We start from the raw sequence: 25,811 nt of genomic DNA, 5'->3' as shown, positions 1-25,811 counted from the left end.
TATGAGCCGCCCATGAGCGCACAGACGATCATTGCGGTTCGGCCAGAGCCGGGACTGTCATCAACGCTGGACCTGGGCGAGGAATTGGGCCTGCCCATTAAAGGCTTCGCGCTTTCTGCAGCAGAGCCAGTCGCATGGGAAATGCCCGACCTCAGTCAAATGCAGGCGCTGCTAGTCGGCAGCGCCAATGCCTTTCGTCATGGCGGAAGCAAACTTAGCGAGCTTACACATTTGCCGGTTCATGCGGTCGGGCAGGCAACCGCAGAAGCTGCGCGCGATATGGGTTTTAAGGTGGCGCTGTCTGGCGAGGGTGGTTTGCAACGCGTGCTGGACACTGTTGCCGTCTCCCCGATCCATTATCTGCGCCTCGCGGGAGAGGAACGGATCAACCTGATGCCGCCCGAAGGCGTCACAATCACCGAAAAAGTGGTCTATCGGATGCGTGAAATTGCAATGACCAATGCGCATGCAAAGCTGATGACTGTTCCTGCGATCGTGCTGCTTTATTCGGCGTCGTCAGCACAGCATTTTGCCAAAGAGTGCGACCGTCTAGGCATCGACAAATCGCGCATTTCATTGGCTGCGCTCGGCCCGCGTATTCTGGCCGCTGCTGGCTCTGGCTGGGCCGATACGCGCGCTGCCCCCCGGCCGAGGGACGCCGAATTGCTAGCCATGACGCTGGACATGTGGCAATAGCATCACAAATATGGCAGCGGCTCAGCCCCCAAAACGGGCCGCGCACAACGGATCGCAGAACGGACTAAAATGGAATCGAAATTCGGCAGTCGCCGCAAAAGCGGCTCAACCAAAGGAATAATGCTGGCCGCTCTGTTCTCCTTCGCTGCTGGAGGAGCACTGATCGGTTACATCGTTTGGTACAATGCCAATAACGAAATCGCTGCGGTTGAAACGGCAGATGAGCCGGTCGCGGTCGCCAGCTCGGAAGAAACGCCGGGGCTGGAACTGCCTGCTTTGCCCACGCCCACCACAGAGGAAAGCGAAGCGGCGATTGAAGAGCAGGTTGAGGCCGTTGAAGGTCTCGCGGAGCAGCAAGGCGGCCTCGATCAACGCTTGGCAGCAGCGGAGCAGCGCCTCGCGCGGCTTGACCTGCAAGCGCAGGCGGCGGCCGGTAATGCGGCGCGGGCCGAGGGCCTGCTGATCGCTTTTGCGACGCGCCGCGCGATCGAACGCGGGGCTGAGCTTGGCTTTCTGGCCGATCAATTGCGTCTGCGTTTTGGAGATAACTGGCCAAATGCGGTGCGCACCATCATCTCGTTTTCGCGCCGTCCAATAACGCTTGATCAATTGCTCGCGCGGCTTGAGGGCCTTGGCCCAGATCTGGCCGAGCCTGACGAGGTCTCTTCCTGGGCCGATATTCGCCGCGAGTTCAGCGAATTGTTCGTGATCCGCCGCGAAGATACGCCGTCCCCTCAGCCAGAGCGCCGCTTGGACCGGGCCCGCCTGTTCCTCGAAAGCGGCCGGGTCGATGCAGCCATTGCCGAGGTGCAAAACCTGCCTGGCGCGGCCAGCGCAGAAAACTGGATCGCGGATGCCACCCGGTTCAGCAATGCGATGGACGCACTCGACACGATTGAAACCGCCGCCGTGCTTGAACCGCGCCGTCTGCGTGATGGCGCCGGCAATGCAGTGGAACAATTGAGCCCGGTAGAGGCGACCAGCGAAGATTAAGCGCGCAGCAGCTCTGGCAATTCGCCAGAGACGCCGCGTGCCTCGTCCATAAACCAGTGTTTTAGCGCGCCGCTGCGCTGCACCCCGGCCATGCCCAATCGGCGCACGGCAGAGGCCGCTTTGCCCGGCACGCCGAACAAGCGCGTCAGGCCATCGGTAGCGGTCGCAACCATAAAGGCATCAAGCCCGCGCCAGTTTTCATAGCGCATCAGGCTTTGATGATCGCCGGGATCAAGGCCGATCCTGCGGCCCTCTTCGAGCACTTCGACCAAAGTCGCGGCATCGCGCAGGCCAAGGTTGAGCCCTTGTCCAGCAATCGGGTGAATGCCGTGCGCCGCATCGCCAACCAGCGCCAGGCGCTCGCCGGTGATTTTGGCCGTGTGGTGAAAGCCCAATGGCCATGATGAGCGTGCACCCGTGCTGGTGATCGCGCCAAACATCCCGCCCATGCGCTTTTCCAGCTCGGCCAGAAATGCGCGATCGGACAGTTTCAAAAAGCCTGCCGCGTCATCTTCGCCGACGGTCCACACCAGCGAGGACCGGTGCCGACCTTGCTTATCGTCCAGCATTGGCAGCAGCGCGAATGGCCCGGCGGGATAGAATATCTCCCAAGCGACATTGTCATGCGGTTTTTCATGCGTCAGCCCGGCGATGATCGCGCGGTGGCTGTATTCCCAATTGGCGACCACCAGCCCGGCTTCTGTCCGCGTGGGCGAGCTGCGCCCCTCGGCGGCTACCATCAGGCTGGCTTTGAGCTTTGTGTCATCGCTTAGCACCACGGCAACGCCAAACTCGCTGCGCTGGCGCTCGGTGATCTCTGCCTCGGACACCCAATTGATCAGCGGCTCTTTCGCCGCCGCCTCAAACATCGCCCGGCGCAGGCTGAGATTGGGCAGCATCCGCCCGAGCGACCCCTCGTGCGGCTCGGGCTGAAAATCGATCCGCCCCGGCTTCATTTGGTCGGTCACGGCAATGCTCGCAATCGGGCATGCTAACGACTCCAGTGTCTCTGCCAGGCCAATATTGCGGAACAATTGCCAGCTGGCGGTCGAGATCGCGGTGGCGCGGTCGTCAAACCCTTCCTTCAGCAGATCATCGGGATTGGCGCGGTCGACGACATGGCTGGAAAAGCCCTTACGCGCAGCGGTCAGCGCTAGCGTCATGCCGACCAGCCCGCCGCCAAGGATCAAAAGATCGCGCGTGTCATTCGTCATTCTGCCTGCCTCTATGAAACCTATGCCGCTTTGATTGCGAATAGTGTTTGACAGTCCTAGAGGTTCGACCGTGATAGACGCAAGAAAGTTCCCGCTACCAAAGCTATGGTTTGCTGCACTGGTGCTTGCGCTCAGTGCATTTGCGGCTGCCATCTTGCCGGCACACGCTCAAGATGGCGCAATCCCGACAGAGGCGCGGTTTGGCGATAAGAACATCAGTGTGGAGCTGCGCGCGGATGGCCTACCGAAAGCGGGCGAGGAATGGCTGCTCGCCCTGAGATTCACGCCGGACCCGAACAGCAATGAGGAATGGCACGGATATTGGTCCAACCCCGGCGATGCGGGGCAGGGCATGCAATTGCGGCTGAACCTGCCCGATGGCTGGGAGATGGGCGAGCCGCTCTACCCCGTGCCAGAGCGATTTGTTCAGCAGCTGGTCGATACCGAGCTGATGAACCACATTTACAAGGGCGCATACACGGTTCTGGTGCCGATCCAGGTGACCGGCGAGGTCAATAACACCACCCGCGAGCCGATCTCTGGCTTCGTCGAATATCTTGCCTGCACCGACAAAGTGTGCGTGCCGCAGGATGCGGTTTTGCGGGAAAGGCAGGGTGGTGATTTTGCCCGCTGGCGCGCAGAGATTGCGCCGCTGCTGGATGCGGAGGCGAGTTTTGCCGTTGCAGGCACGAACCTGCGTTTGGCGATACCGCTGCCTGCTGAGGTTAGCCTCAGCGATCCGCATGTGTTCATCGAGAACGAGCAGCTGGTTCAATATTCGCTCGCCCAAACCTTTCGCCGCGATGGCGACATGCTCAGCGTCGAGATTCCACTGTCCGACTGGGTAGAAGAGGGGCAGCCTGCGGACGGCGTCAAAGGCATCTTGTCTTTCGGCAATGGCGCTGGGGTAAGGTTTGAGGCGAGTGAAGGCGAAGTGGCGCTCACGGGCGAGCGGATCATCACTTCTTCTGCGCCGCAGACCCCGCCTCTCTGGACGCTAATTCTCGGCGCATTGGTCGGCGGATTGATCCTCAACATCATGCCGTGCGTCTTCCCGATCCTCAGTCTTAAAGCGATTGCGCTCGCGCGCGCTGGTGAGAGCGAGGCCAAGGCGCGCTCCGAGGGGCTTGCCTACACCGCTGGCGTTGTGCTCGCCTGCGTAGGGTTGGGTGCGGTGATGCTCATTCTGCGGGCTGGCGGGGAGCAAGTGGGCTGGGCGTTCCAGTTGCAAAGCCCCGGCGTTGTCATCGTGCTGCTCGTGCTCGCCAGCGTGATCACCGCGAATTTCGCAGGCGTTTTTGAGCTTCCCTCCATTTCCATCACGCGCGGCGGAGAGCCTGCTAGCGCGTTTGCCACCGGCCTGCTCGCGGCTTTCGCGGCGACCCCGTGCACCGGGCCGTTTATGGCGGCGGCTCTGGGTGCGGCTCTGCTGCTGCCTGTGCCGCAGGCGCTGCTACTGTTTGCGATGCTGGGGCTCGGCTTGGCCTTGCCTTTCCTGCTGATCGGCTTTGTGCCTGCGCTGCGCCGGATGCTGCCGAAGCCAGGCGCGTGGATGGAGCGTTTTCGCCGGATCATGGCGATCCCGATGGGGCTGACCGCGCTTGCGCTGATCTGGCTAACGGCGCGGCTGGGCGGGCAAGGATTTGCGCTGTTCGCGCTGATTGTCGTGTTCGGTCTCATTGTCGCCTTGCTGGTGGTAGGCCGCTTGCAGCGCGCGGGCAAAATGGCCTGGCCCGCCTTTGGCCTGATCGCCGCGCCGTTTGTAATTTTCGGGGCCTTCGCTTTGCCCGCCAGCTTTGCCGCGCCAGTGACGAACCTCACCGAGGAATCGATCCATTCGCCTCAGGCTTACAGTGCGCAGGCACTGGCGGATGCTCGTGCCAGCGGACAGCCGGTGTTCCTATGGTTCACCGCCGATTGGTGCGTCACCTGCAAAGTGAATGAGAGCGTCGCGATTGAGCGCGAGGCCACCCGCGAGGCGTTCGAAGCCGCTGGCGTGGTCACCATGGCGGGCGATTGGACGCAGCGCGACGAGGCGATCACCATGTTCCTGTCTGAACAAGGCGCGGCGGGTGTGCCGCTGTATCTGTGGTATGAGTCGGGCACGGAGGCGGAGCAATTGCCGCAAGTGCTGACTCCAGATTTGCTTAAGGAGCGGGCTGAGCGGGCTCGTTAGTCTCTGACGCGGCTTCCTCGATAATTGCGTCATCAAGCGCGCCCTTGAGTGGTTCCAACCGACCGCCCCGGCAACCTGTTACCAAATCAACCGGCAGCGGGCTGGGGTTCAGCGTAACCATGCCAGCGCCTGGCACGGTCAGCGTCACTTCCTCTGGCCCGATCAGCGGCTCCCAGTCCTGATCAACCGCCGGATCTTCACCGCGCCACAAAAAGCCGGCGTTGGTCTCAATCGCATCGACCTTCATGCGGCCAATTCTATCATTGCCAACAAAGGCCAGGATCGCGCCCGCGCCTTCGTCCGCCGTAGCATAGCGAGTGACGCGCAGGTTCGGATCACCTGCCGTCTCAACACATTCGAGCGAGACCAAGGGCGCTTCGCCAGGCTTGCCATAGATGATCCGCCAAGGGGTCGCGCTAGCCGCCCAAACCGCGCCCTCGATATCTGGGGAGTCGAGCGGCTCAGAAGGGCCCTGCGGCACCTCGGCAGGCATATCGCGAGCAATATCCGCATCGGTCGGCGGCGGCTTGCAGGCGGCGAGGGCAATGGCCGTCAATCCAAGCGCGGCGATGGCTGCGTTTCGGCTCACGGCTTCCCGCCCATAAATTTCGCGCGTTTCTTGCCATAGCGGGTCTTGCGCGTTCCCGGGCGGCCAGCGTCAGAGCGACCAACCTTGGGAGCATTCTTCTCGTCATCAGGCAGGCCCAGCTCGTCATTTTCGAGCCTGCGGATTTCATCGCGTAGCCTGCCAGCTTCCTCAAATTCGAGGTTTGCGGCGGCATCGCGCATCCGTTTCTCAAGGTCTTCGATATAGGCGCGCAGATTGTGGCCGACGAGATTGTTGACCTCTTCATCGCCGGTATCGACTGTCACCCCATCTTGGGCGGCGCTGTGCGCGACAATGTCGGCAATATCGCGCTTGATCGTTTGCGGGGTGATGCCGTGTTCTTCGTTGAAGGCGCGCTGCTTCTCGCGGCGGCGCTCCGTCTCCGCCATGGCGCGTTCCATGCTGCCGGTGATCCGGTCCGCGTAAAGGATCACCTTCCCGTCGACATTGCGCGCGGCGCGGCCAATCGTCTGAATCAGCGAGGTCTCGCTGCGTAAAAAGCCCTCTTTATCAGCATCCAAAATCGCCACCAAGCCGCATTCGGGAATGTCGAGTCCCTCGCGCAGCAGGTTGATCCCGATCAGCACGTCATAGACGCCAAGACGCAGGTCGCGGATCAGTTCAATCCGCTCCAGCGTCTCAACGTCGGAGTGCATGTAGCGCACGCGAACGCCCGCCTCGTGCATGAATTCGGTGAGGTCTTCTGCCATGCGTTTGGTCAGCGTGGTGACGAGTGTTCGGTAGCCCTTCTTGGCCACCGCAAGGCATTCCTGGATGCAATCCTGCACTTGATCCTCGACCGGGCGGATTTCTACCGGCGGATCGATTAGTCCGGTGGGGCGGATCACCTGCTCGGCAAAAACACCACCCGTTTGCTCCATTTCCCAGCCGCCCGGCGTTGCGGACACGGCAAAGGTTTGCGGGCGCATCGCGTCCCATTCGTTGAAGCGCAATGGGCGGTTGTCGATGCAGCTCGGCAAGCGAAAGCCGTGCTCGGCCAAAGTGATCTTGCGGCGGTGATCGCCCTTCGACATCGCGCCGATTTGCGGCACGGTCTGGTGGCTCTCATCGACAAACAGCAGCGCGTTTTCCGGCAGATATTCAAACAAAGTGGGCGGCGGCTCACCCGGCAGGCGTCCGGTTAGGAAGCGGGAATAATTCTCGATCCCGGCGCAGCTGCCGGTCGCGGCAATCATCTCAAGGTCGAAATTGGTGCGCTGCTCCAGCCGCTGCGCCTCCAGCAATTGCCCTTCTTCCTGCAGCTCTTTGAGCCGGTGCTCCAGCTCAAATTTGATCGCGGCGGCGGCCTGTTTCATGGTCGGTCCGGGCGTCACATAGTGCGAGTTCGCATAGACGCGGACCTTGTCGAGGTTTGCGCCCTTTTTGCCCGTCAGCGGATCAAATTCGGCGATCTCTTCGATCTCGTCGCCAAAGAAGCTGATGCGCCAGGCCATGTCTTCATAGTGCGAAGGATAAAGCTCCAGATTGTCGCCGCGCACCCGGAAAGTGCCGCGTTGAAAGGCAGCATCGTTACGCTTGTACTGAAGGGCGACGAGCTTGCGGATCAACTCTCGCTGATCGACGGTTTCATCCTTCTTGATGTCGAAGATCATTGCCGAATAAGTCTCGACCGAGCCGATACCGTAGAGGCACGACACCGAGGCGACGATGATCACATCATCGCGTTCCAGCAAAGCCCGGGTGGCCGCGTGGCGCATCCGGTCGATCGCCTCGTTTACCGAGCTTTCTTTCTCGATATAGGTGTCAGAGCGCGGGACGTAGGCCTCTGGCTGGTAGTAATCGTAATAGGATACGAAATACTCGACCGCATTGTCGGGAAAGAAGCTTTTGAACTCGCCGTAAAGCTGCGCAGCGAGGATCTTGTTGGGCGCGAGGATCAGGGCAGGGCGCTGCGTCGCCTCAATCACCTTTGCCATGGTGAAGGTCTTACCCGACCCGGTCACGCCCAGCAGGGTCTGCGTCTTTTCGCCCGCATTTGCGCCTTCCACCAGCTCTGCGATGGCCGTGGGTTGGTCGCCAGCGGGCTCATATTCAGAGACGATTTTGAACGGCCTGCCCGGATCGCTTTTCTCTGGACGATCGGGGCGATGCGGGGTGAAATCCCCTGAGGTGTCGGGTTCTTCTAACCCTCGGCGGATGATAAGACCTTGGCTCATGGGTTCGGGCAGTCCCTGATCGCAGTATGGGAGTTCTCGACAAGGAACGCCGCACCGGTCGGGCTGGTTGCCCGAACAAGCGAAGTGACGCTGTTCGAGGGCTCCCATACTGCGACCGCAAAGCGGCGGGCCAATTTGGCCTTCTCACTTCGTTGCTCGTCAATCACTATGGTTATCCATGGTTCATTCCTCGCGCCTATTGAGAAGGCCAAATTGGCTCCGTCAGTGCTGTCCGAACCCATGAGCCAAGGTCAAGTTCGGACATGCAAAGGCATATGCGGCGCGGATGCGCGCTTGTGAAGTGGCGCTCTGACAGATAGCACCATGAATAGTCTTTCTGGAGGGAATTTGGATATGAAGCGGATTGTAAGTGTGTTGGCGCTCGCGGGAGCGATTGCAGCGTGTTCAGGGCCGACCGATGCCGATGCGGATGGTGACGGCGTTGTCTCGAGCGAAGAAATGGCCAATGTTGCAAGCGAGGTAGTCAAGCCCAAGGCGGGGCAATATCGCTCCACCACCAAGCTGATCAGCGTTGAAATCCCCGGCGCTCCACCAGAAGTTGCGGAGATGATGAAAGGTGGCATGGACCAGCAGGTAACTGAGACCTGCATGTCGCAAGAAGACGCTGACAAGGGTTTTGAAGAGCTCGCAAAGGGTCCGCAAAACGGCGAATGCGAAACCAGTAAGTTCAACGTCAATGGCGGCGATATTAGCGCAGAGATGACCTGTAACGTGCCGGGCCAAGGCGAGATGGTGATGACCCTGGATGGCACTGGCACCGAAACCAGCATGGATATGACCATGTCGATGGAAGGCAATATGGCCGGCATGGGCGATATGAAGATGACCATGAACATCGCCAGCGAACGCATTGGCGATTGCCCAGCGGGCTAAGCCGCTTTGAGGCCATAATCTGTGAGCCGTGGCAGAGCGATGGTGGGGCGCAAATTCGCTTCACCAAGCGTTCACGCGCGCAGCTTAATTTACGTGATCGAAGATGATTTCGCTCCGTAAGTCTCGCTGCTTTGCCAAGGGATTTGTTCTAAGATTATGGCTTCACTCGCTACTCTTGCCGAATTGAAATCCTCACTGTGGACGCGTGATGAGTTCGCGCGCCGGATCGCGCTGGCGCGCCAGCCAGAGGAAGAGCGCGCGCCGCGGCCCAGCCTGATGCAATTTCTGGGTGAGGCCGAGGCGCTGGCAGAAGTGGTCAAGCGTCCGCGCCGCAAGATTGCAATTGAGCGCGCCAGGCATCCGCGCACGATTATGGTGCTGCCCGGCTTTATGACGCATCCGCTGCGCATGCGCTTTATGGCGCGGCAATTGGAGCGCGCAGGCCACACCGCGAAACGTTGGGGCCTCGGATTTAATCTGGGGCCAAGCGAAGAAAACCTCGCCAGCCTGGAGGAGCGTTTGGTCAATTTGAGCGAGCGGGCCGGAGAGCCGGTCGTGCTGCTCGGCTGGAGCCTTGGCGGGATTTTCGCGCGCGAGCTGGCCAAGCGCCAACCGCAAGCGGTGGCGAAAGTGATCACGATGGGATCGCCGTTTTCTGGTGATCCGCGAGCCAACAATGTCTGGCGCGCCTATCAATTTGTGACCGGCCATTCGGTCGATGATCCGCCAATCGATACGGACTTGGGCGAGAAACCACCGGTCGAGACCATCGCCTTGTGGAGCCCGCGCGACGGGATGATCGCCCCGCGCGCCGCCTGTGGCACCGCAGAGGAACGCGACCGTGCGGTTGCCTTGCGCTGCACGCATATTGGCTTTTCTTACTCGGAAGAGGCGATTTCTGCCGTTCTTGAGGAACTCAATCGCGATTGAACCTTTGCTTGTGAGACTGCGCAATAATGCCTAGCATCCTTGCATAGCGCGCAATTCTTAGGGGTAATCGGTTCTGTCAGCTTCCCAATTTGATGAGATGTTTGACCCCGATGGGGCTCCGCGGCCGGCCTATGCTGATTATTCAACATGGTATGGCGAGCAGAAGAATGAACTGCTGCGCCGCAAAGCCAAGGATGCAGACGAGAGTTTTCGCCGCACCGGGATAACCTTTAATGTTTATGGTGAAGATGAAGCCGAAGAGCGCCTGATCCCGTTCGACATGGTCCCGCGCATTATCACAGCGGGCGAATGGCGGCGGCTGACCAAGGGGATTGAGCAGCGCGTACGCGCCCTCAACGCCTTCCTTTATGATCTGTACCATCGGCAGGAGATTATCCGCGCGGGCCGCCTGCCAGAGCGGCTGCTGCGGAACAATGACGCGTGGCTGCCTAATATGGTTGGCTTCACTCCTCCGGGCGGGATTTACACGCATATCGTCGGAATTGATCTGGTGCGCACCGGGCCGGATGAGTTCTTCGTGCTGGAAGACAATGCGCGGACCCCATCGGGCGTCTCTTACATGCTCGAAAACCGCGAGACGATGATGTCGATGTTCCCCGATCTCTTCTCCCGCATTGGGGTGGAGAGCGTGTCGAACTATCCGCGCCGCCTTGCACGCAGTCTGGCCGCATGCGCGCCGGAGGGCACCAAAGGCAAGCCGAACGTCACAGTCCTGACGCCGGGCATCTACAACTCTGCCTATTTCGAACATGCGTTTCTGGCCGATCAGATGGGCGCCACTTTGGTCGAGGCGAGCGATCTGCGCGTGGTCGATGGCAAAGTGCAAATGCGCTGCACTGATGGCTATGCTCAAGTGGATGTGATCTATCGCCGGGTGGATGACGATTATCTCGATCCGCTGACCTTCAATCCCGACAGCGTGCTGGGCATTCCCGGCATCATGGACGTCTACCGCGCGGGCAACGTTACCATCGCCAATGCGCCGGGCACGGGCGTATCCGATGACAAGGCGATTTACAGCTTCATGCCTGAAATCGTCGAGTTCTACACCGGCGAGAAGCCGCTGCTGCCCAATGTGCAAACGTGGCGCTGCGCAGATGATGACAGCCTGGCCTATGTCCTCGACAATCTGGACGAGCTGGTGGTGAAAGAAGTCCACGGCTCTGGCGGCTATGGCATGCTGATCGGGCCGACCGCATCCAAGCGCGAGATAAAGAAATTCCGCGCTAAGCTGGAGGCCAATCCGGAAAATTACATCGCTCAGCCAACGCTGGCCTTGTCGACCTGTCCGATTTTCACTCGCAAGGGGCTCGCGCCGCGTCACGTCGACTTGCGCCCATTCGTGCTGGTCTCGCCTGACGGCATCGACATCACCCCGGGCGGTCTGACGCGCGTAGCCCTCAAAGATGGCTCTTTGGTCGTCAATTCCAGCCAGGGCGGCGGCACCAAAGACACTTGGGTCCTTAAGGACTAGGGGCGGGGAACGGCACGATGTTAGGACGCACCGCCAATGGCATGTTTTGGATGTTCCGCTATCTGGAGCGGGCCGAAAACACTGCGCGGCTTTTAGAGGCTGGGCTGCGCATGGCGCTGACCCGGGACACGGCGACGGCCGAGGAAGAATGGCGCTCTGTCATCGCGACCTCCGGTCAGCAGGCGGCCTATGAAGCCACACACGACGATTACACCGGGCAGCAGGTGTGGAACTTCATCCTGCGCGACCGCGATAACACGGCCAGCGTGCGCGAAATGTTTGGCGCCGTGCGGACCAATGCGCGCATGGCGCGGACAAATATCTCCAGCGAAGTGTGGGCTGCGGTCAATGAGAATTGGATGGCGCTGGAAGACGCGCTGAGACGCCCGGTGGGGCAAAATTCCGTCGGTGATGTGGTCGCTATGATCCGCCGCGCGGGCACGCTGGTGCATGGCGCGGTGGAGGGCTCAATGCTGCGCAATGAAGCCTATCACTTTGCGCGTGCAGGCACCTTTATCGAACGCGCGGAAAGCACGGCGCGCATCCTCGATATGAAGTACTACCTGCTGCTGCCAACGCTTGGCCATGTCGGCTCGCGGATTGACAGCAGCCAATGGGAGCAAGTGCTGCGATCCGTCGCCGGGGCGAGCGCCTACACCTGGCTGCACGCCGGACGGATCGAAGCGCGCGGGATCGTCGAATTCCTGGTGCTGGATGACCGCTTCCCTCGCAGCCTGGCCTTTTGCCGCAGCGCGCTGCGCGATCAATTGGCGGCCTTGGCCCGGATTCACGGGAGCGAAGGCGAGTGCAATTCTTTGATGCGCGAGGCCGATATGGAGATTGCCGATATCACCGTGGACCAGATATTTGACCAGGGCCTGCACGATTTCCTGCTGAGCTTCATGCATAGCAATGTTGCAATCAGTGCGGCGATTGCCAGCGATTACAGGTTTCACCACTGATGCGCCTCTCGATCCGCCACACCACCCGTTACAGCTTCACTGATCCCGTGGTGCATGCGCTCCAGCGGCTGCGCCTGACGCCGAAAGAGACGCAGGGTCAGAAGATCCTAGATTGGCAGATGGACTATGAGAACGCGCATAGCGAGCTGGAATATGACGACCAGCATTTCAACACTGTCACGTTGATCGCGCTGGAGCCCGGCGTTCAGGAAGTCAGCGTGACCTGCCGCGGCGTGGTGGAGACCGAAGACAATGCGGGCGTCATTGGCCGCCATTCGGGCCATTTGCCGCTGTGGAGCTTTATGGGTCAGACCAAGCTGACCAAGCCGGGGCCTAAGCTGCGCGCGTTGGTGCGCGAGGTGGATACGGGCGAGGGCGATGGTCAGAGCGATAAGCTCAATTTCCTCCACGCACTTTCTGCGGTTATCCGCGATCAGGTTGCCTACCGTACCGGCTCAACCGGGGTCAGCACGACGTCAGAAGAGGCGATTGAGGCGGGCGAGGGCGTATGTCAGGACCACACGCATATCTTCTTAGCCGCTGCGCGCATGGCCGATATTCCTGCGCGTTATGTCAGCGGCTATCTGATGATGAACGACCGGATCGACCAAGAGGCGAGCCACGCCTGGGCCGAGGCGCATATTGATGGGCTGGGCTGGGTCGGATTTGATATCTCCAACGGGATCAGCCCCGATCCGCGCTATGTTCGCGTTGCCACGGGCAGGGACTACCGCGACGCTGCGCCGGTCACCGGGATCAGCTTTGGATCGGCCCAGCAATCGCTGAAGGTTGAAGTCGCCGTGGAACAGCAAAGCCAGCAATAGGCGCTCACACAATATCGCTTTGCGGCGCGAGGCAAGTCAGCTAATTGCGCGCTCTGATAACTATAAGAGAATCATATGACATATTGCGTTGGCATGATGCTGGACCGCGGCCTGGTTTTGATGAGCGACACGCGCACCAATTCGGGCGTCGACAACATTTCGGTGTTCCGCAAGATGTTCCATTGGAGCGTCCCGGGCGAGCGTATGATCACGGTTATGACCGCTGGCAATTTGGCCACCACCCAAGCCGTGATTGGCAAGCTGGAGGAACGCACCAAAGAGCCTGACGAGCGCGAGAACACTTTGTTCAAATCGCCGACCATGTTTCAGGTTGCCTCCGACATTGGCAAGCTGCTGCGCACGACAATCGAAGAACGCCAAAGCGCCAATGGCGATCGCGGGCGCGGCAAGTTCACCGCCACCATTATCGTTGCTGGCCAGATCGCAGGCATGGAGCCGCGATTGTTCATGATCTACCCAGAGGGCAACTTCATTGAGGCTAGCCTCGACACACCGTTCTTCCAGATTGGTGAAACAAAGTATGGTCGCCCGATTATCCTGCGCGGATATGACCGCGACATGAGCTTTGAGGACGCCGTGAAATTGCTGATGGTGTCGTTCGACAGCACGCTTAAGGCGAACCTCTCAGTTGGGCTGCCGCTCGACCTGATGGTGATTGGCCGCGATGACTTTGCGCCCACGCATCAGCACCGGATCACGCAGGACGACCCCTATTTCGACTCGATCTCATCGAGTTGGGGCGATGCGCTAAAATCGGCATTTCACTCTTTGCCGGATTACAGTTTCGGCCCGGAAACCTAGTCATTTGACCTGATCCGCGAAAGCACTGAGCGGTCGCACAAGCTGTTGCATCCATTTTGGACCTCGGCCCCCTCCGAGTCAGTTCAGGTCTACTCGACAACGGATCAAACTCGGGATGATTCCATATGGGGAAGTGCGCATTCATTATGAATGACACGCAAAGCCATCCTCCACTTCATCGACTCTTCCAGCCGTCATAGGGCGGAATTGTCTCGCGCGGGGTTCGCCTTAGGGCACCACTGCGAAGTTTATGGCGATCTGAGTGATCTTTCGGCGCATCCGCCGCGGGATGGGATCATAATTGCTCGCGATGCGATCGAGGAAGGCGGTGTTGCCATGATCCTCGAACGGCTCAGCAAGCTGGGCGTTTGGCTACCGCTGATTGCTGTTGAGGAGCAGCCGCGACCGGGCCGCATTGTCGAGGCGATCAAGGCCGGCGCACTCGACTATTTATCCATGCCGCTCGACCCAGAACGGTTCTCGCGCTGTCTCACCCGGATTGAGAAAGAGGCTGAAGTGTTCGGCGCGGCGCGTCGCCGCATGATCGAAGCACGCAGCCGCATTTCCAGCCTTTCGAACAGGGAACGCGAAGTGCTCAATTGGCTGGCCGAAGGCAGCAGCAATAAGGTGATCGCGAGAGAGCTGGATATCAGCCCTCGCACTGTCGAAATTCACCGTGCCAATATGATGACCAAGCTGGGTGCAAGACATGCAGCCGAGGCTGTGCGCTTAAAGATAGAGGCGAAGCTGGAGCCGGAGATGCCGGTCGAATAGGTGCGGCGCGGGGCGCAGGCCTGTTGCCAGACGCGAGCGGCTGCCGCTTCTTAAGTCGCTGATCCAGTCGGCTTAGCGGCAGAAGCTGCCGTTGGTGCCCTCAACGTGGAAATGGTCTTCGTGGGCTCTGTTATAGTCGGGGCCGAGGACCGTTCCGAAGCGTTTGCAGGCGCTCTTGTGCACCACTCTTAGGAACTCGCGCTCTGCTGCGCTGCCGCGCGACCAATCGCCTTGCACGCTGATGCGTCGGCCGTCTTTCAGTACGAAACCAGAGATGTCGATTGCCTCTGCGCGGGCATGAGCGGAGCGGCGCGAGGTGCCTGCGACATTACGGCAGGAGTACGATCCCATGGTTTCGATCCGCTCTAGTCCGCTGCCCAGAATTTGCCGGGCTGCTCGGTCGACGCCGAACCTAGCCCATCCGTTGAATGCGCTGGCCGTGCGGCATTGCACCGGGCCGATATTGCTGATTTCAAAGCGGGAGCGATCACCCGCGAGGGCGGAAAGCTGTACAGTGCCCAGCTTGCTGCAACCGGGTGCGCCGTAGGCATCTGGCAGAGGATCAAAGCGGACGCCCGATGCGCTGAGCTGCGCAAAGCAGGTGCGGTCAGCGGCGCGATTAGAGATGTCGCCCTGCGTTGAGCTGACGGGCGGTTTGCTGCCCGTTCGCGCCGCGGAGCCATTCGAGGAGGGCAATATGCCGCAGCCTGCCAGGGCGGCCGCGCTAGCGGCCAGGATCACCGCGCGCGTGGCGACCGCAAAGCTGGGTTTGCGACTAAGCGGAATGTTGTGAAGAGCTGAGGTGCGTTTCATGGTCCCGCATGCATGCCGCAGATATGGTTAACAACGCGCTAACCATACTGGCTTTGGCAATCGATGGGAGCGGACGCACATGCAGCCCACCGTGGGGTTGAGCTGCCTGAGCGCAGAACTGGGGAAAGGACCTCAGGGCTACGGCAATTCGTCCGCCACTTGCTCCCACAATTCGATTTTGATGCCATTGGGATCGAGCAACCAAGCAAATTTGCCATATCCCTCGTCAGCCGTATCGAGGATTTTTACGCCCTTCTTCTTCAGCTTGGCGACGAAGCCATCGAGATCATTCACCCGCAGGTTGATCATAAAGCCGTTCTTGCCGGGCTTGATATATGTGCCGTCGGAAAAATGGCTGATCAGGGAATAGGGATTGGTCTTGGGTTCTTCGGCCCAGGCGAGCTGCGGCCCATATTCGCCGTCCAGACCCAAAGTGTCGCGGTACCATTCGCGCGTCGCCGCTGGATCATCGACCACGTAAAATACACCGCCAAGGCCGGTAATCCGCGGCTCGTCCGTATCTGCCATCTTGCCCTCCATCACTGTTCTGATGGGCCAGCATAGAAAGGTGTGCTTTGGCGGTCCAGAGTTGGCTAGCGATGAGGGTGCGTGCGAATTAGAAGCGCGTCGTGAACTCAATCAAGCCTTGGGGCAGGGCATCGAGCAGAGCAATCTCGATCACTTTGTCGAAGCCTGTGAGCACCATGACGCCAACCAATAGCAGCGTGATGCCAAACAGGGGCTTGCCGTATTTCGCCAGCGTCATCATCGTCTTGCGGCGCTCTCCCATGGCTTTGCGTGAGCCATAGGCAAATGCGAGGATCGAGGTTGCGACGCCCAACCCGAAGACCAAGAAGATGAAGAAGCTCGCGAGCAAGTCCTGCCCTTGGCTGGCCGCTGCGATCGCGACGCCCAGCGTTGGGCCAACGCAGGGAGCCCAAACGATGCCGAGCAGCAAGCCGATGGCGAACTGTCCGCCAGCGCCGTCGCCACTTAGTTTGGAAAGCCGCTGATTGCCGAAGTTTGAGATCGGCGCGGCGGCAGCGCTTATCGCCGCCTGCGCTTGCGGGACCAGCAGAACGACCCCCGCCACCGCCAGCAAGGCGCCAGCAAACAGACGAATGGCCTGCTCGTTGATCCCGATGGAATACCCAAAGGCGATGACGGTGAAGCCAAACAGGGTGAAGCTGGTGACCAGACCCGCCGCGAGGGCGAGGGGGCCAAACTTGCTCTTGCCCAGGGCTGATGCGACCAAGATCGGCACCAGCGGCAGCACGCAAGGGTTCAGGATCGTCACCAGACCGGCGACAAAGGATAAGAGCGTGCTGCCTAGCATGGCGTTGCCTTCAGCTTTCCGTGATGCGCACGAGGGATTGCCGCGCGCAAACGCAGTGGACTAGAGCGCTTTCAGAATAGCGCTGCGCAGGCGAGTGCGGTTCGTTTCCGCGATGGTGCGGGCAACTTCCTTTTCGCCTTTGAATACGAGAACGGTCGATTGGCGCGGGATACGGTGCTTGCGCAGGAACGCCTTTTCATCGTCGAAGTTCACTTTGACGAATTGTACGTTCGCGCTTGCTTTCTCGCTGCGCAGCTCGTCGAGGATCGGGGCCTGAGCGCGGCAGGTCGGGCACCAGTCAGCATAGACGTCAACCACAATGGTCTTGCCTTTGCCTTGCGCCATGGCAAATTCTGCCGCGTCATAGGTCTGCCAGCCAGCCGTGTCAGACTTGGCAGAGAGTTGCATCGCACCAATGGCAATGGCGCCAATGGCAGCGATAAGGGCAAAGAAACGCATCATTTTCGTGATCTCCAAAACGGATTATCGGCAGAATTGCCGACGGTTATGATGAAGTTCGCAGCGAACAAGGGCTTGGTTACACAAAAGGCGAAACTTTTTCTCGCGCGCATAAAAAGAGCCCCGAGCGCGATATGCACCCGGGGCTCCTGTGTTTCTTAAGCTGGACCAAGCCGAAGCTTAGCTTGCAAATTCAGTCTTAGAATTCAGCAACCAGGCCGACGGTGCCAACGGCGCCGCGCGGATCAGCAACCCGGCTGTCGAAACCGCCATTGGTTGCCACGCTAGGCGCGGTCACACCGAAGACGTTGCGAACACCAGCGGTCAGAGTGACGGCCTTGTCGCGGTCAAACAGCTCGTTGATCGCGAGGCTGTACTGAACGTCGACCCGGAAATCGCTGTCGATGTCCGCTCCGCCATTTTGATCGTCGAGATAGCTGTCGATGTAACGGCCAAAGACGTTGAGGGAATGCGCCCCTACTTCAAACTGGAGACCAGCGTTGAAGCGCAATTCCGGTGTTGGCGAACCGAAATTGGTGAAGTTGCGGTTTCCGGTACCGTCGATTTCAGGTCCGCCTACAGTTTCCTGCAGATCATAGCTGAGGACATAGTTGCCTTCGAAGCTTGGAGTGATCCGAGCAGAGCCCACATCGATTGCGTAGCGGATTGAGAAATCAATCCCTGATGTTTCGACGCTGGCGGCATTCGCATAGCTGTTGTTGACCTGAATGATCGTACCAGCCGGGCTGCGGATAATGTCCGGACCGTTTGGATCGGCATTCACCAGAGCCTGCGCAGAGGTTTGAACAATCGCGTTTTGGAAATCGAAATTGTAATAGTCTGCGCTGATCTCAAGGCCGCTGATTGGTTGGAGCGTGAAGCCCAGGTTGTATGCGGTTGAGTCCTCTGGAACCAAGTTCGGGTTGCCGACCGCACGGACGGCCACAAATGCATTGCCCGCGAGTGGGTCAGTAACCTGTTGCAGCGTGGTCGACTGACCTTGCTGTTGGAAGGTCGATGGCGCACGGAACGAGGTTGAGAACGACCCGCGCAGTGAGATCCAATCTGTTGGACGCAGCAGCAAAGCGATCTTTGGATCGAGCGTGTCGCCGCCATCGGTACCGTAATCTTCGAAGCGAAGAGCCAACTGAAGATCAGCCCAATCGGTGATCGGAACAGCGAGCTCACCGAAGATCGCATAGACGTCTTGCGCACCAGCGAATGCTTGTTCACCGATCAGGAAGGCAAAGCCGTCGCCTTCGGAAATATCGTCGAATGTCGCAGAAATCCGCTGTTCGCGATATTGCATGCCGATGGCGATACCAATTGGTCCCGCGGGCAGTTCAGCGATCTCGCCTGAGACATAGCCCTCTGCAACGAAAAGTTCCGCATCACGATTAGAAACCGCGAATTCGGTGATGTAGTCGAGCAGGGCGGCGTTAGTGTTGCCACCGCCGGCCAGTGCCGTTGCGAACGGGTTGAAGAAGGTGCCGTCAGCTGGGATCGCCGCGCCATTGGCCGTCAGGAACGGGTTGGAGGCGGTGCAATCAAGGCCAGTGGCGGCGTTGAACGCTGGAACTGCGTTGAACCCGCGCAGTGCGCAAGCGAAGCGGTCACGAACAGTGTCCTCTACGTTTCCGGTGAAGTCATTATCCGCAAAGGTCAGATTGACGTTCCAGCGACCGTTGGAAAGCAGGCCGGAATCAAAATCACCTTCCAATGTGGAAGAAATCCGCAAGGTTTGCGATTTAAACAGAGCGGGAGAAACCTCGCCGCCATTGCCGCTTGCCCGGCCGAAGAACACGACGTTCGCACCGAACGGGTTGTCTGGGTTGAAGGTTGGGACAACCGCTTGGCCAAGCTGCAAGAACGGGAATGTTGGCGAGTTGCCGCGCCGCGCCGTATTGTCGGCATAGCTGACCTCTGCTCTGAAACGGACCGAGTCAGAGAGGTCTGCCTTGGCCGAAACATAAGCGGTTAGGCGCTGTTCGTCTGGGACCAAGTTAAAGAATTCACCAAAGTCGAAGCCACAAAAGCCGATACCAGCTGGCAGTAGCGGTGCGGCAGCGGCGCTTGCAGGCAACGGCGTGCCGCCGGCATCCGCACAGCCCGGATCGAATGTCGGTGCGCCAGCTGGAGCGCCTGGCACTCCAAAGAACGCACCAGGGTTACCGAGCGCTGAGGTGTCATTGGCTGGTACAGACAGGCGGCGCTCCGCTGTGGTGAGAGGCGAACGGTCAACATAGCTTACCGCAGCGACCAGATTGAGGTCGCCAAATTCGGCGCCAGCAAGCGCCTGAATGTTGTATTCGCTGTAATCGCCAGTGCTGAGGTGCTCTGTATATTCGCCAGAGACCAGCAGGCCTTCGTAATCGTCACGGGTGATGAAGTTCACCACGCCGGCAACCGCGTCGGAACCGTAAAGCGACGATGCGCCGTCTTTGAGGATTTCCACACGCTCAACCGCGATCAGCGGAACCAGTGAGCTGGTGTCGACGAAGTTGATGCCGTCATTGGTTGGCGATGCCGACAGGGTCTGACGCTTGCCGTTCAGCAGGATCAGTGTCGAGGCGACGCCAAGGCCGCGCAGGTTGATGTTTGAGGTGCCGGTCGTGCCGCCTTGGGTGAAGGCGTCCGGGTTGTTTTGTGCGCCGCTGTTGATCGTAAGCGACTGCGTGATCTCACCGATGTTTTGCGCGCCGATATCTGCGATCGCGCCGCTATCAACGGTGGCCAATGGGGATGCCAGATCAGCTTGAGACTGACGGCGAATAAATGAACCAGTGACGATAATCTCGTTATCATCGCCGCTTTCCACGGCTGTGTTGTCGCTGGTCACTGTCTCTTGCTGCTGCGCAAGAGCTGGCGTTGCCACACCAATGGCGGCAATCGCACAAGACAATTTGAACAAAGTCTTAGAGCTTTTCATAACAGGGGGTCTCCTCTCTCTCATCTGCTTTAATACGCGCAGATTTAGCGAAGGGAAGAGTCCGTAGGTTTCGTGATGCAAATTTTCACGCAAACGAATGCGTGGATTCAGTTTTGATTCCTGAACCTATTCTGAAAAACTTTTAAGTACAGTGGCTTATTGGGTGTTTGGCGCACTCTCCCGAGCTGTAGCAAAACTGCAACAGATCAGGCGGCATCTTTCTTACGCTTCAGTTTTTTGCGCTCATGTGGGCACAAAGAAGACTTGCGAAGACGGATGGATTCCGGCGTCACTTCAACCATTTCATCGTCATCGATGTAAGCAATCGACTGCTCTAGGCTCATGCGCCGAGGCGGTGTGAGGCGGATCGCGTCATCCTTGCCTGACGAGCGCACGTTGGAAAGCTGCTTGGCCTTCATCGGGTTGACTTCAAGGTCATCTGGCTTGGCGTTTTCGCCGATCACCATGCCCTCATAAACTTTTACGGTTGCTCCCACGAACAATTCGCCGCGCTCTTCCAGCATGTTGAGCGCATAGGCATTGGTCTCGCCATTGCCGTTGGAGATAAGAACGCCGTTATTGCGACCACCAACGGCGCCTTTGTAAGGGCCGTATTTTTCAAACAGGCGGTTCATAATGCCTGTGCCGCGCGTGTCGGACAGGAATTCGCCGTGATAGCCGATGAGGCCGCGCGAGGGGGCGGAGAAGGTGATGCGGGTCTTGCCTGCGCCTGACGGACGAATTTCGGTGAGGTCCGCCTTACGCTTCTGCATTTTCTCAACGACTGTGCCGGAATGCTCGTCATCCACGTCGATGACGACCGTCTCATATGGCTCCATGCGTTGACCGTCTTCTTCGCGGAACAGAACTTTCGGGCGCGAAATGCCCAGTTCAAAGCCTTCGCGGCGCATGGTCTCGATCAAAACGCCGAGCTGCAGCTCGCCGCGGCCAGCAACTTCAAAGCTGTCCTTGTCGTCGCTTTCAGTGATGCGGATCGCAACATTGGTCTCCGCCTCGCGCAGCAGGCGGTCGCGGATCATCCGGCTGGTTACCTTGCTGCCTTCAAGCCCGGCCAGCGGGCTGTCGTTAACGGCAAAACGCATCGCCAACGTAGGCGGGTCAATTGGTTGTGCAGCGATTGGCTCTTTCACCGCAGGGTCAGCGATGGTGTTGGAAACGGTCGCTTTCTCAAGCCCGGCGAGTGCAATGATGTCACCAGCCTCCGCGCTCTCAACTGGAACGCGCTCCAAACCGTCAAAGCTCATCAGCTTGGTTGCGCGGCCAACCTCCACGACATTGCCATCGACATCAATCGCGTGGATCGGATCATTGACCTTAAGGCCGCCCGATTGGACGCGGCCAGTCAGCACGCGGCCCATGAAGTTATCGCGGTCAAGCAGCGTCGCGAGGAAGCTGAACGGCCCATCGGTGTCGAGACCAGGGGCGGGCACATGCGCGATGATGCGCTCAAACAGCGGGGCGAGGGTGCCTTCGCGGGCCTCTGGATCTTCGCTGGCGTAGCCATCGCGGCCTGAGGCAAACAGCACTGGGAAGTCGAGCTGTTCGTCGTTCGCATCGAGCGAGACGAACAGGTCAAACACCTCGTCCAAGACCTCTTGGCCGCGGCCATCAGGACGGTCGACCTTGTTCACCACAACAATCGGTTTCAGGCCGAGCGCCAGCGCCTTGCCGGTTACAAATTTGGTTTGTGGCATGGCGCCTTCCGCGCTGTCGACCAGCAGGATAACGCCATCGACCATGCTGAGAATACGCTCAACCTCGGCGCCAAAGTCGGCGTGGCCGGGGGTATCGACAATGTTGATGCGGGTGGTTTCGCCATTGGCGCCGTCCCACTCAACGCTGGTGCATTTCGCGAGAATAGTAATTCCGCGTTCTTTCTCGAGATCGCCGGAATCCATGGCGCGTTCTTCGATCCGCTGGTTCTCACGGAATGTGCCGGACTGGCGGAAGAGTTGATCGACCAAAGTGGTTTTGCCGTGGTCGACGTGCGCGATGATGGCGATGTTGCGCAAGGCGCGATCTTGAGAGGCGGACATTGAAAAACGCTTTCGAATAAAGGCCCGCGGCAAAGCCGGGTGGCCAAAAACACAGAAATTGGCGGGTGTTGGCGACAAATTGACGCCCCAAAATACCGCCTATTTTATAGTAAGACATGTGCTGCGATGCAGCATTGCTGGCGCGCCTAGCGCAGGCTCGCCGTTACGGCAAGCGATTGGGGCGTGAAAAGTCATTGCAGTGCAGCAATTTTGCACTGTGTCGCCGATGCCACACTGGCTGTTGCAACCCACCGTTTAGTGGGGTTTGTCGCTTGTGGCACCGCGGGCACTGCCCTATCTGTATGCAGGACTGGCAGGGATATTAACGTATTTGGAGATACGGCCTGCCTGAATTTTTGGAGAGGAGTTCCTATGCGTTCGATTTCGACCGGTTCTGCCGGCCTACAACGTCTTGCCCTTATGACAGGTGCAGCAGCAATTGCGCTTGGCGCGCCAACGATGGCCGCCGCGCAAGATGCTGAAGTTCCTGAGGCGGAAGAAAACTTTAGCAGCAATCAAATCATTGTGACCGCAACCAAGCGTGAGCAAACGTTGCAAGAGACGCCAGTTTCAGTCTCAGTAACTTCCGCAGAGACGCTCGATAATGCGCAGATCCGTGACATTCTAGACCTTCAAACCGTTACTCCGTCATTGCGGGTCAGTCAGCTGCAGAACTCATCAAGCACGACCTTTATTATTCGCGGTTTCGGAAATGGCGATAACAACTTCGGCATTGAGCCTTCGGTTGGCGTTTTCGTCGATGGTGTATTCCGTTCACGCTCGATTGGCTCACTCGGCGATTTATCTAACATCTCGCGCATTGAAGTTCTGCGTGGCCCGCAATCAACTCTGTTTGGCAAGAACGCGTCAGCTGGCGTCATCAATGTTGTTACACAGGAACCACAATTCGAATTTGGCGGTTCTGTTGAAGCGGTATATGGCAATTTCGATACTATAGTGGTCAAGGGCGATGTGACCGGGCCGTTGACTGAGAATATCGCATTCGCAGTCGATGCCAGCTACAATCGCCGCGATGGTTTCGCTGAAATCACCAATTTGAACAATGCTGACCTGAACGATCGCAACCGTTGGAATGCGCGCGGGCAGCTGCTGTTTGAACCAAACCCAGATGTTAGCATTCGCGCCCAATTCGATTACTCGCGCATCGACGAATCATGCTGCACCGTGAATACGTTGGTGGCTGGCCCAACCGCCCCCGCAGTGTTTGGTGTAGGCGGTGCTCTAAACACCGACTTCTTCAGCGACGAGACGTTCCTTAGTCAGGTCCCGGTCAATGAAGTCGATAACTACGGCGGATCGATCAATGCTGAGTGGAACATTGGCGCGCTTACTTTAACTTCGATCACCGCCTATCGCGAGCTACGGAATTTCGTGAATCAGGATGTGGATTTTACCAGCGCTGACATTGTGAGCGAAATTCGCGATCAGCAGGTTGAAACATTCACACAAGAATTCCGTTTGGCATCGGATTTCGACGGTCCAATCAACTTTTTGCTCGGTGGTTTTTACTTCGATGAAAGCGTGACTCAAAATAGTCAGCTTGATACCGGGGCTTCGGCACGCCCATTTTTCGAATTGCTTGCCGGTGGCCTTGGAACCTTCGGTCTGATTGAAGATGGCGGGCCATTCAGTCTCGGCATTCCAGCAGGCGAAATTTTCTCCGCTGGCCCTCTCACAACAGAGGCCTATTCGCTGGACAACCAGTCTTTCTCGATCTTTGGGACGGTAGATTTTGAGCCCGTCGACGGTCTCGTATTTACTGCTGGTTTTAACTACACTGATGATCAGAAGGATTTTGCACTAAGCCAGACTTCGTTTGATGAGCTGGGTCAGGTTAACCTAGTTGACGCTTTCCTCGTTGGCGCTCTTGCTCCACTGGGGATCGACGCTACTGACCCTGTACAATTTGCTGATTTCCAAGCCAACAATCCTGCGGCACCATTGGTTATCGCTGCGGCACTCGGCAACCCAGACGGTCTCGATCTCAGTCCAGTGCCAGGTTTGGTGCCCAATGGCCTTCTGGGATTCTCAGCGTTCCAGTTCCAGCCACCTTTCCTGAATATACCCAATGGAATTGAGCAATCTAGCACCAGCGACAGCGATTTCTCGTATACGTTGCGTGTGGCTGCGGATATTACTCCGGAGCTTAACGCATATGCTAGCTATGCTACAGGCTTCAAAGCCAGTTCGGTGAACTTGTCGCGTGATAGCCGCCCGGCTTTCGGTGACTTCATCCCTGGTGCAGGCGGCTCTGCAATCTTGGCACCGTCTTCACCGATTCGGGATGCAGGCCTAGCAGTGCCTAATTTGGGCACCGGTTCGCGGTTTGCCGGGCCAGAAGAAGCAGAAGTGTTTGAGCTTGGAATAAAAGGCCAGTTTGACGGCTTTGGCTTCAACTTTGCTGTGTTCGATCAGACAATTGAAGGGTTCCAGTCGTTTCTCTTCACCGGCACGGGTTTCCAGCTCAATAATGCTGGTGAGCAGTCAGTGCGTGGTTTCGAACTCGATACCAATATCAATCCAACCGACGGCTTGCTCTTCACTTTCTCTGTGACGCATCTGGACCCGTTTTTCGACAGCTTCGAGGGAAGTCCATTGGGTGATCTAACCGGACAGCGTCCAGCTGGTATCCCGGCTTGGACACTTTCGACATCAGCCACCTACACCCATGAATGGGATAGCGGTGCGCGGTTGACGAGCCGGATTGACTACAATCATGAAAGCAACGTCGATATTCTAAATGGTCTACCGACGTTTGGGGACACAACTCAGTTCCGCCGCGAGGTCAATCTCGTCAATGGCTCGATTACTCTTGCACTTGATAACGGTCTTGAGGTCGGTGTTTTCGGGCGTAACTTGCTCGATGAACGCTTCATTCTGACGATCTTTGATGGCGTCGCCCAGGCTGGAACGGTTTCAGGCTATCCAAACGCGCCGCGCACTTACGGCGGCGTTGTTCGCTTCAAGTTCTGATCCTGTCAGACACGACCATTAAAAAGAGGGGCTCGCGATTGCGGGCCCCTTTTTCATTGCGCTTAATACCTAGGTATGGTGCAAATAGTGCGCGTCCCGCAAGTCCGGGGCAAAGCTAAAATTGAGGGGATCACTTACATGGAATGGATGATTTTGCCGCTGAAACGCTATGCAGATTTTCAGGGGCGCTCGCGGCGCAAAGAATATTGGATGTTTGCGCTTCTCAACCTGATCATCGGCACGGTGCTGGTCGGCCCATTCGTTTTTTCGATGATGTCGGCATCTTTCGCAGCGGGCGCTAGCGGGGATCCAATGGCTGAAGCAGCAGCGATTGAGAATGCACTGTCTGGAGGCGGGATGGTCAGTTCTCTGCTTTTTGGCCTGTTTGGTATCTACGCTTTGGCGATTTTAATCCCTTCAATCGCTGTCGTTGTGCGCCGTTTGCACGATCGCGACATGTCAGGTTGGTGGTATCTCGGAATTATGGTCGCAAGCCTGATCCCGATTGTTGGCTTCTTGGCCAGTATAGGATTTCTGGTGCTTATGTGCCTGCCGGGTACGCCAGGACCCAACCGCTTTGGTCCAGATCCGAAGAATCCGACCAGTTCTTCGGTCTTCGAGTAGACTTCACAAATTTGAAAGAGGGGGCTTGCCTTGTG

At 58.3% G+C, this 25,811-nt stretch carries 21 protein-coding genes; 12 read left to right on the top strand and 9 right to left on the bottom strand.

What is annotated here, in order from left to right; genetic code table 11:
- Nucleotides 1-12: 12 nt before the first annotated feature.
- Both AC0V6V_RS04075 and AC0V6V_RS04070 read left to right on the top strand, forming a co-directional pair.
- Nucleotides 13-696, top strand: coding sequence for a uroporphyrinogen-III synthase (locus tag AC0V6V_RS04075; protein WP_486166214.1), 684 nt, complete (start codon nt 13-15; stop codon nt 694-696).
- A gap of 69 nt (nt 697-765) precedes the next feature.
- On the top strand, nt 766-1,689 hold the full coding sequence (locus AC0V6V_RS04070) for a hypothetical protein (protein WP_486164168.1): 924 nt from the start codon (nt 766-768) through the stop codon (nt 1,687-1,689).
- Here the strand turns inward: AC0V6V_RS04070 and AC0V6V_RS04065 are convergent.
- The gene (locus AC0V6V_RS04065; RefSeq protein ID WP_486164167.1) at nt 1,686-2,903 is read right to left on the bottom strand and encodes an FAD-dependent monooxygenase; all 1,218 of its coding nucleotides are present in this window, start codon (nt 2,901-2,903) and stop codon (nt 1,686-1,688) included. The genes AC0V6V_RS04070 and AC0V6V_RS04065 overlap by 4 nt on opposite strands.
- 154 nt (nt 2,904-3,057) lie before the next feature.
- On the opposite strand from AC0V6V_RS04065, the gene AC0V6V_RS04060 reads away from it, so the two are divergent.
- Nucleotides 3,058-5,079 (top strand): protein-disulfide reductase DsbD family protein, encoded by a 2,022-nt coding sequence (locus AC0V6V_RS04060; RefSeq protein WP_486164166.1) that lies wholly within the window; start codon nt 3,058-3,060, stop codon nt 5,077-5,079.
- Here AC0V6V_RS04060 and AC0V6V_RS04055 read toward each other — a convergent pair.
- Together AC0V6V_RS04055 and uvrB are read right to left on the bottom strand one after the other, a co-directional pair.
- A complete protein-coding gene (locus tag AC0V6V_RS04055) occupies nt 5,051-5,668 on the bottom strand; it encodes a hypothetical protein (protein ID WP_486164165.1) in 618 nt (205 codons plus the stop codon). The genes AC0V6V_RS04060 and AC0V6V_RS04055 overlap by 29 nt on opposite strands.
- Nucleotides 5,665-7,863 carry an excinuclease ABC subunit UvrB gene (gene uvrB / locus AC0V6V_RS04050; RefSeq protein WP_486164164.1) on the bottom strand — a complete coding sequence of 733 codons (2,199 nt, stop codon included), beginning with the start codon at nt 7,861-7,863 and terminating at the stop codon, nt 5,665-5,667. Before uvrB ends, AC0V6V_RS04055 begins: the two co-directional genes overlap by 4 nt.
- Before the next feature lie 354 nt (nt 7,864-8,217).
- Between uvrB and AC0V6V_RS04045 the strand changes: the two genes are divergently transcribed.
- The 7 genes from AC0V6V_RS04045 to AC0V6V_RS04015 all read left to right on the top strand — a co-directional run bounded on the left by AC0V6V_RS04045 (nt 8,218) and on the right by AC0V6V_RS04015 (nt 14,564).
- Nucleotides 8,218-8,757 (top strand): DUF3617 domain-containing protein, encoded by a 540-nt coding sequence (locus AC0V6V_RS04045; RefSeq protein WP_486164163.1) that lies wholly within the window; start codon nt 8,218-8,220, stop codon nt 8,755-8,757.
- A 156-nt stretch (nt 8,758-8,913) separates the two neighbouring features.
- Nucleotides 8,914-9,687: an esterase/lipase family protein gene (locus AC0V6V_RS04040; RefSeq protein WP_486164162.1), complete on the top strand. Its 774-nt coding sequence runs from the start codon at nt 8,914-8,916 to the stop codon at nt 9,685-9,687.
- 97 nt (nt 9,688-9,784) lie between these two features.
- Nucleotides 9,785-11,182: a circularly permuted type 2 ATP-grasp protein gene (locus tag AC0V6V_RS04035; RefSeq protein ID WP_486164161.1), complete on the top strand. Its 1,398-nt coding sequence runs from the start codon at nt 9,785-9,787 to the stop codon at nt 11,180-11,182.
- A gap of 17 nt (nt 11,183-11,199) precedes the next feature.
- The gene (locus tag AC0V6V_RS04030) at nt 11,200-12,144 is read left to right on the top strand and encodes an alpha-E domain-containing protein (protein WP_486164160.1); all 945 of its coding nucleotides are present in this window, start codon (nt 11,200-11,202) and stop codon (nt 12,142-12,144) included.
- A complete protein-coding gene (locus AC0V6V_RS04025) occupies nt 12,144-12,968 on the top strand; it encodes a transglutaminase family protein (protein ID WP_486164159.1) in 825 nt (274 codons plus the stop codon). The genes AC0V6V_RS04030 and AC0V6V_RS04025 overlap by 1 nt, the downstream gene beginning before the upstream one ends.
- A 75-nt stretch (nt 12,969-13,043) precedes the next feature.
- Complete coding sequence (locus AC0V6V_RS04020) at nt 13,044-13,790, top strand: proteasome-type protease (protein WP_486164158.1); 747 nt, start codon at nt 13,044-13,046, stop codon at nt 13,788-13,790.
- 150 nt (nt 13,791-13,940) lie between these two features.
- Nucleotides 13,941-14,564, top strand: coding sequence for a response regulator transcription factor (locus tag AC0V6V_RS04015; protein WP_486138671.1), 624 nt, complete (start codon nt 13,941-13,943; stop codon nt 14,562-14,564).
- Nucleotides 14,565-14,636: 72 nt separating this feature from the next.
- On the opposite strand, the gene AC0V6V_RS04010 is transcribed toward AC0V6V_RS04015, so the two are convergent.
- From AC0V6V_RS04010 to typA, 6 genes are all read right to left on the bottom strand, one after another.
- The gene (locus AC0V6V_RS04010; protein ID WP_486164157.1) at nt 14,637-15,377 is read right to left on the bottom strand and encodes an extensin-like domain-containing protein; all 741 of its coding nucleotides are present in this window, start codon (nt 15,375-15,377) and stop codon (nt 14,637-14,639) included.
- Between the two features lie 138 nt (nt 15,378-15,515).
- The gene (locus AC0V6V_RS04005) at nt 15,516-15,905 is read right to left on the bottom strand and encodes a VOC family protein (RefSeq protein ID WP_486164156.1); all 390 of its coding nucleotides are present in this window, start codon (nt 15,903-15,905) and stop codon (nt 15,516-15,518) included.
- A gap of 88 nt (nt 15,906-15,993) precedes the next feature.
- Nucleotides 15,994-16,713, bottom strand: a complete 720-nt coding sequence (locus AC0V6V_RS04000; protein WP_486164155.1) for a cytochrome c biogenesis CcdA family protein — start codon at nt 16,711-16,713, stop codon at nt 15,994-15,996.
- A 60-nt stretch (nt 16,714-16,773) separates the two neighbouring features.
- A complete protein-coding gene (locus tag AC0V6V_RS03995) occupies nt 16,774-17,175 on the bottom strand; it encodes a thioredoxin family protein (protein ID WP_486138675.1) in 402 nt (133 codons plus the stop codon).
- 196 nt (nt 17,176-17,371) lie between these two features.
- Complete coding sequence (locus AC0V6V_RS03990; RefSeq protein ID WP_486166213.1) at nt 17,372-20,101, bottom strand: TonB-dependent receptor domain-containing protein; 2,730 nt, start codon at nt 20,099-20,101, stop codon at nt 17,372-17,374.
- A gap of 206 nt (nt 20,102-20,307) precedes the next feature.
- Nucleotides 20,308-22,158: a translational GTPase TypA gene (gene typA, locus AC0V6V_RS03985; RefSeq protein ID WP_486164153.1), complete on the bottom strand. Its 1,851-nt coding sequence runs from the start codon at nt 22,156-22,158 to the stop codon at nt 20,308-20,310.
- Nucleotides 22,159-22,341: 183 nt separating this feature from the next.
- On the opposite strand from typA, the gene AC0V6V_RS03980 reads away from it, so the two are divergent.
- Together AC0V6V_RS03980 and AC0V6V_RS03975 are read left to right on the top strand one after the other, a co-directional pair.
- Nucleotides 22,342-25,152: a TonB-dependent receptor gene (locus AC0V6V_RS03980; protein WP_486164152.1), complete on the top strand. Its 2,811-nt coding sequence runs from the start codon at nt 22,342-22,344 to the stop codon at nt 25,150-25,152.
- A 138-nt stretch (nt 25,153-25,290) separates the two neighbouring features.
- The gene (locus tag AC0V6V_RS03975) at nt 25,291-25,776 is read left to right on the top strand and encodes a DUF805 domain-containing protein (protein ID WP_486138679.1); all 486 of its coding nucleotides are present in this window, start codon (nt 25,291-25,293) and stop codon (nt 25,774-25,776) included.
- Nucleotides 25,777-25,811: the final 35 nt, after the last annotated feature.

The sequence above is a fragment of the Erythrobacter sp. S249 genome, from assembly GCF_057364975.1.
Note: the sequence above shows the minus strand (reverse complement) of the source record. Positions and strands in the feature narration are given on the sequence as shown.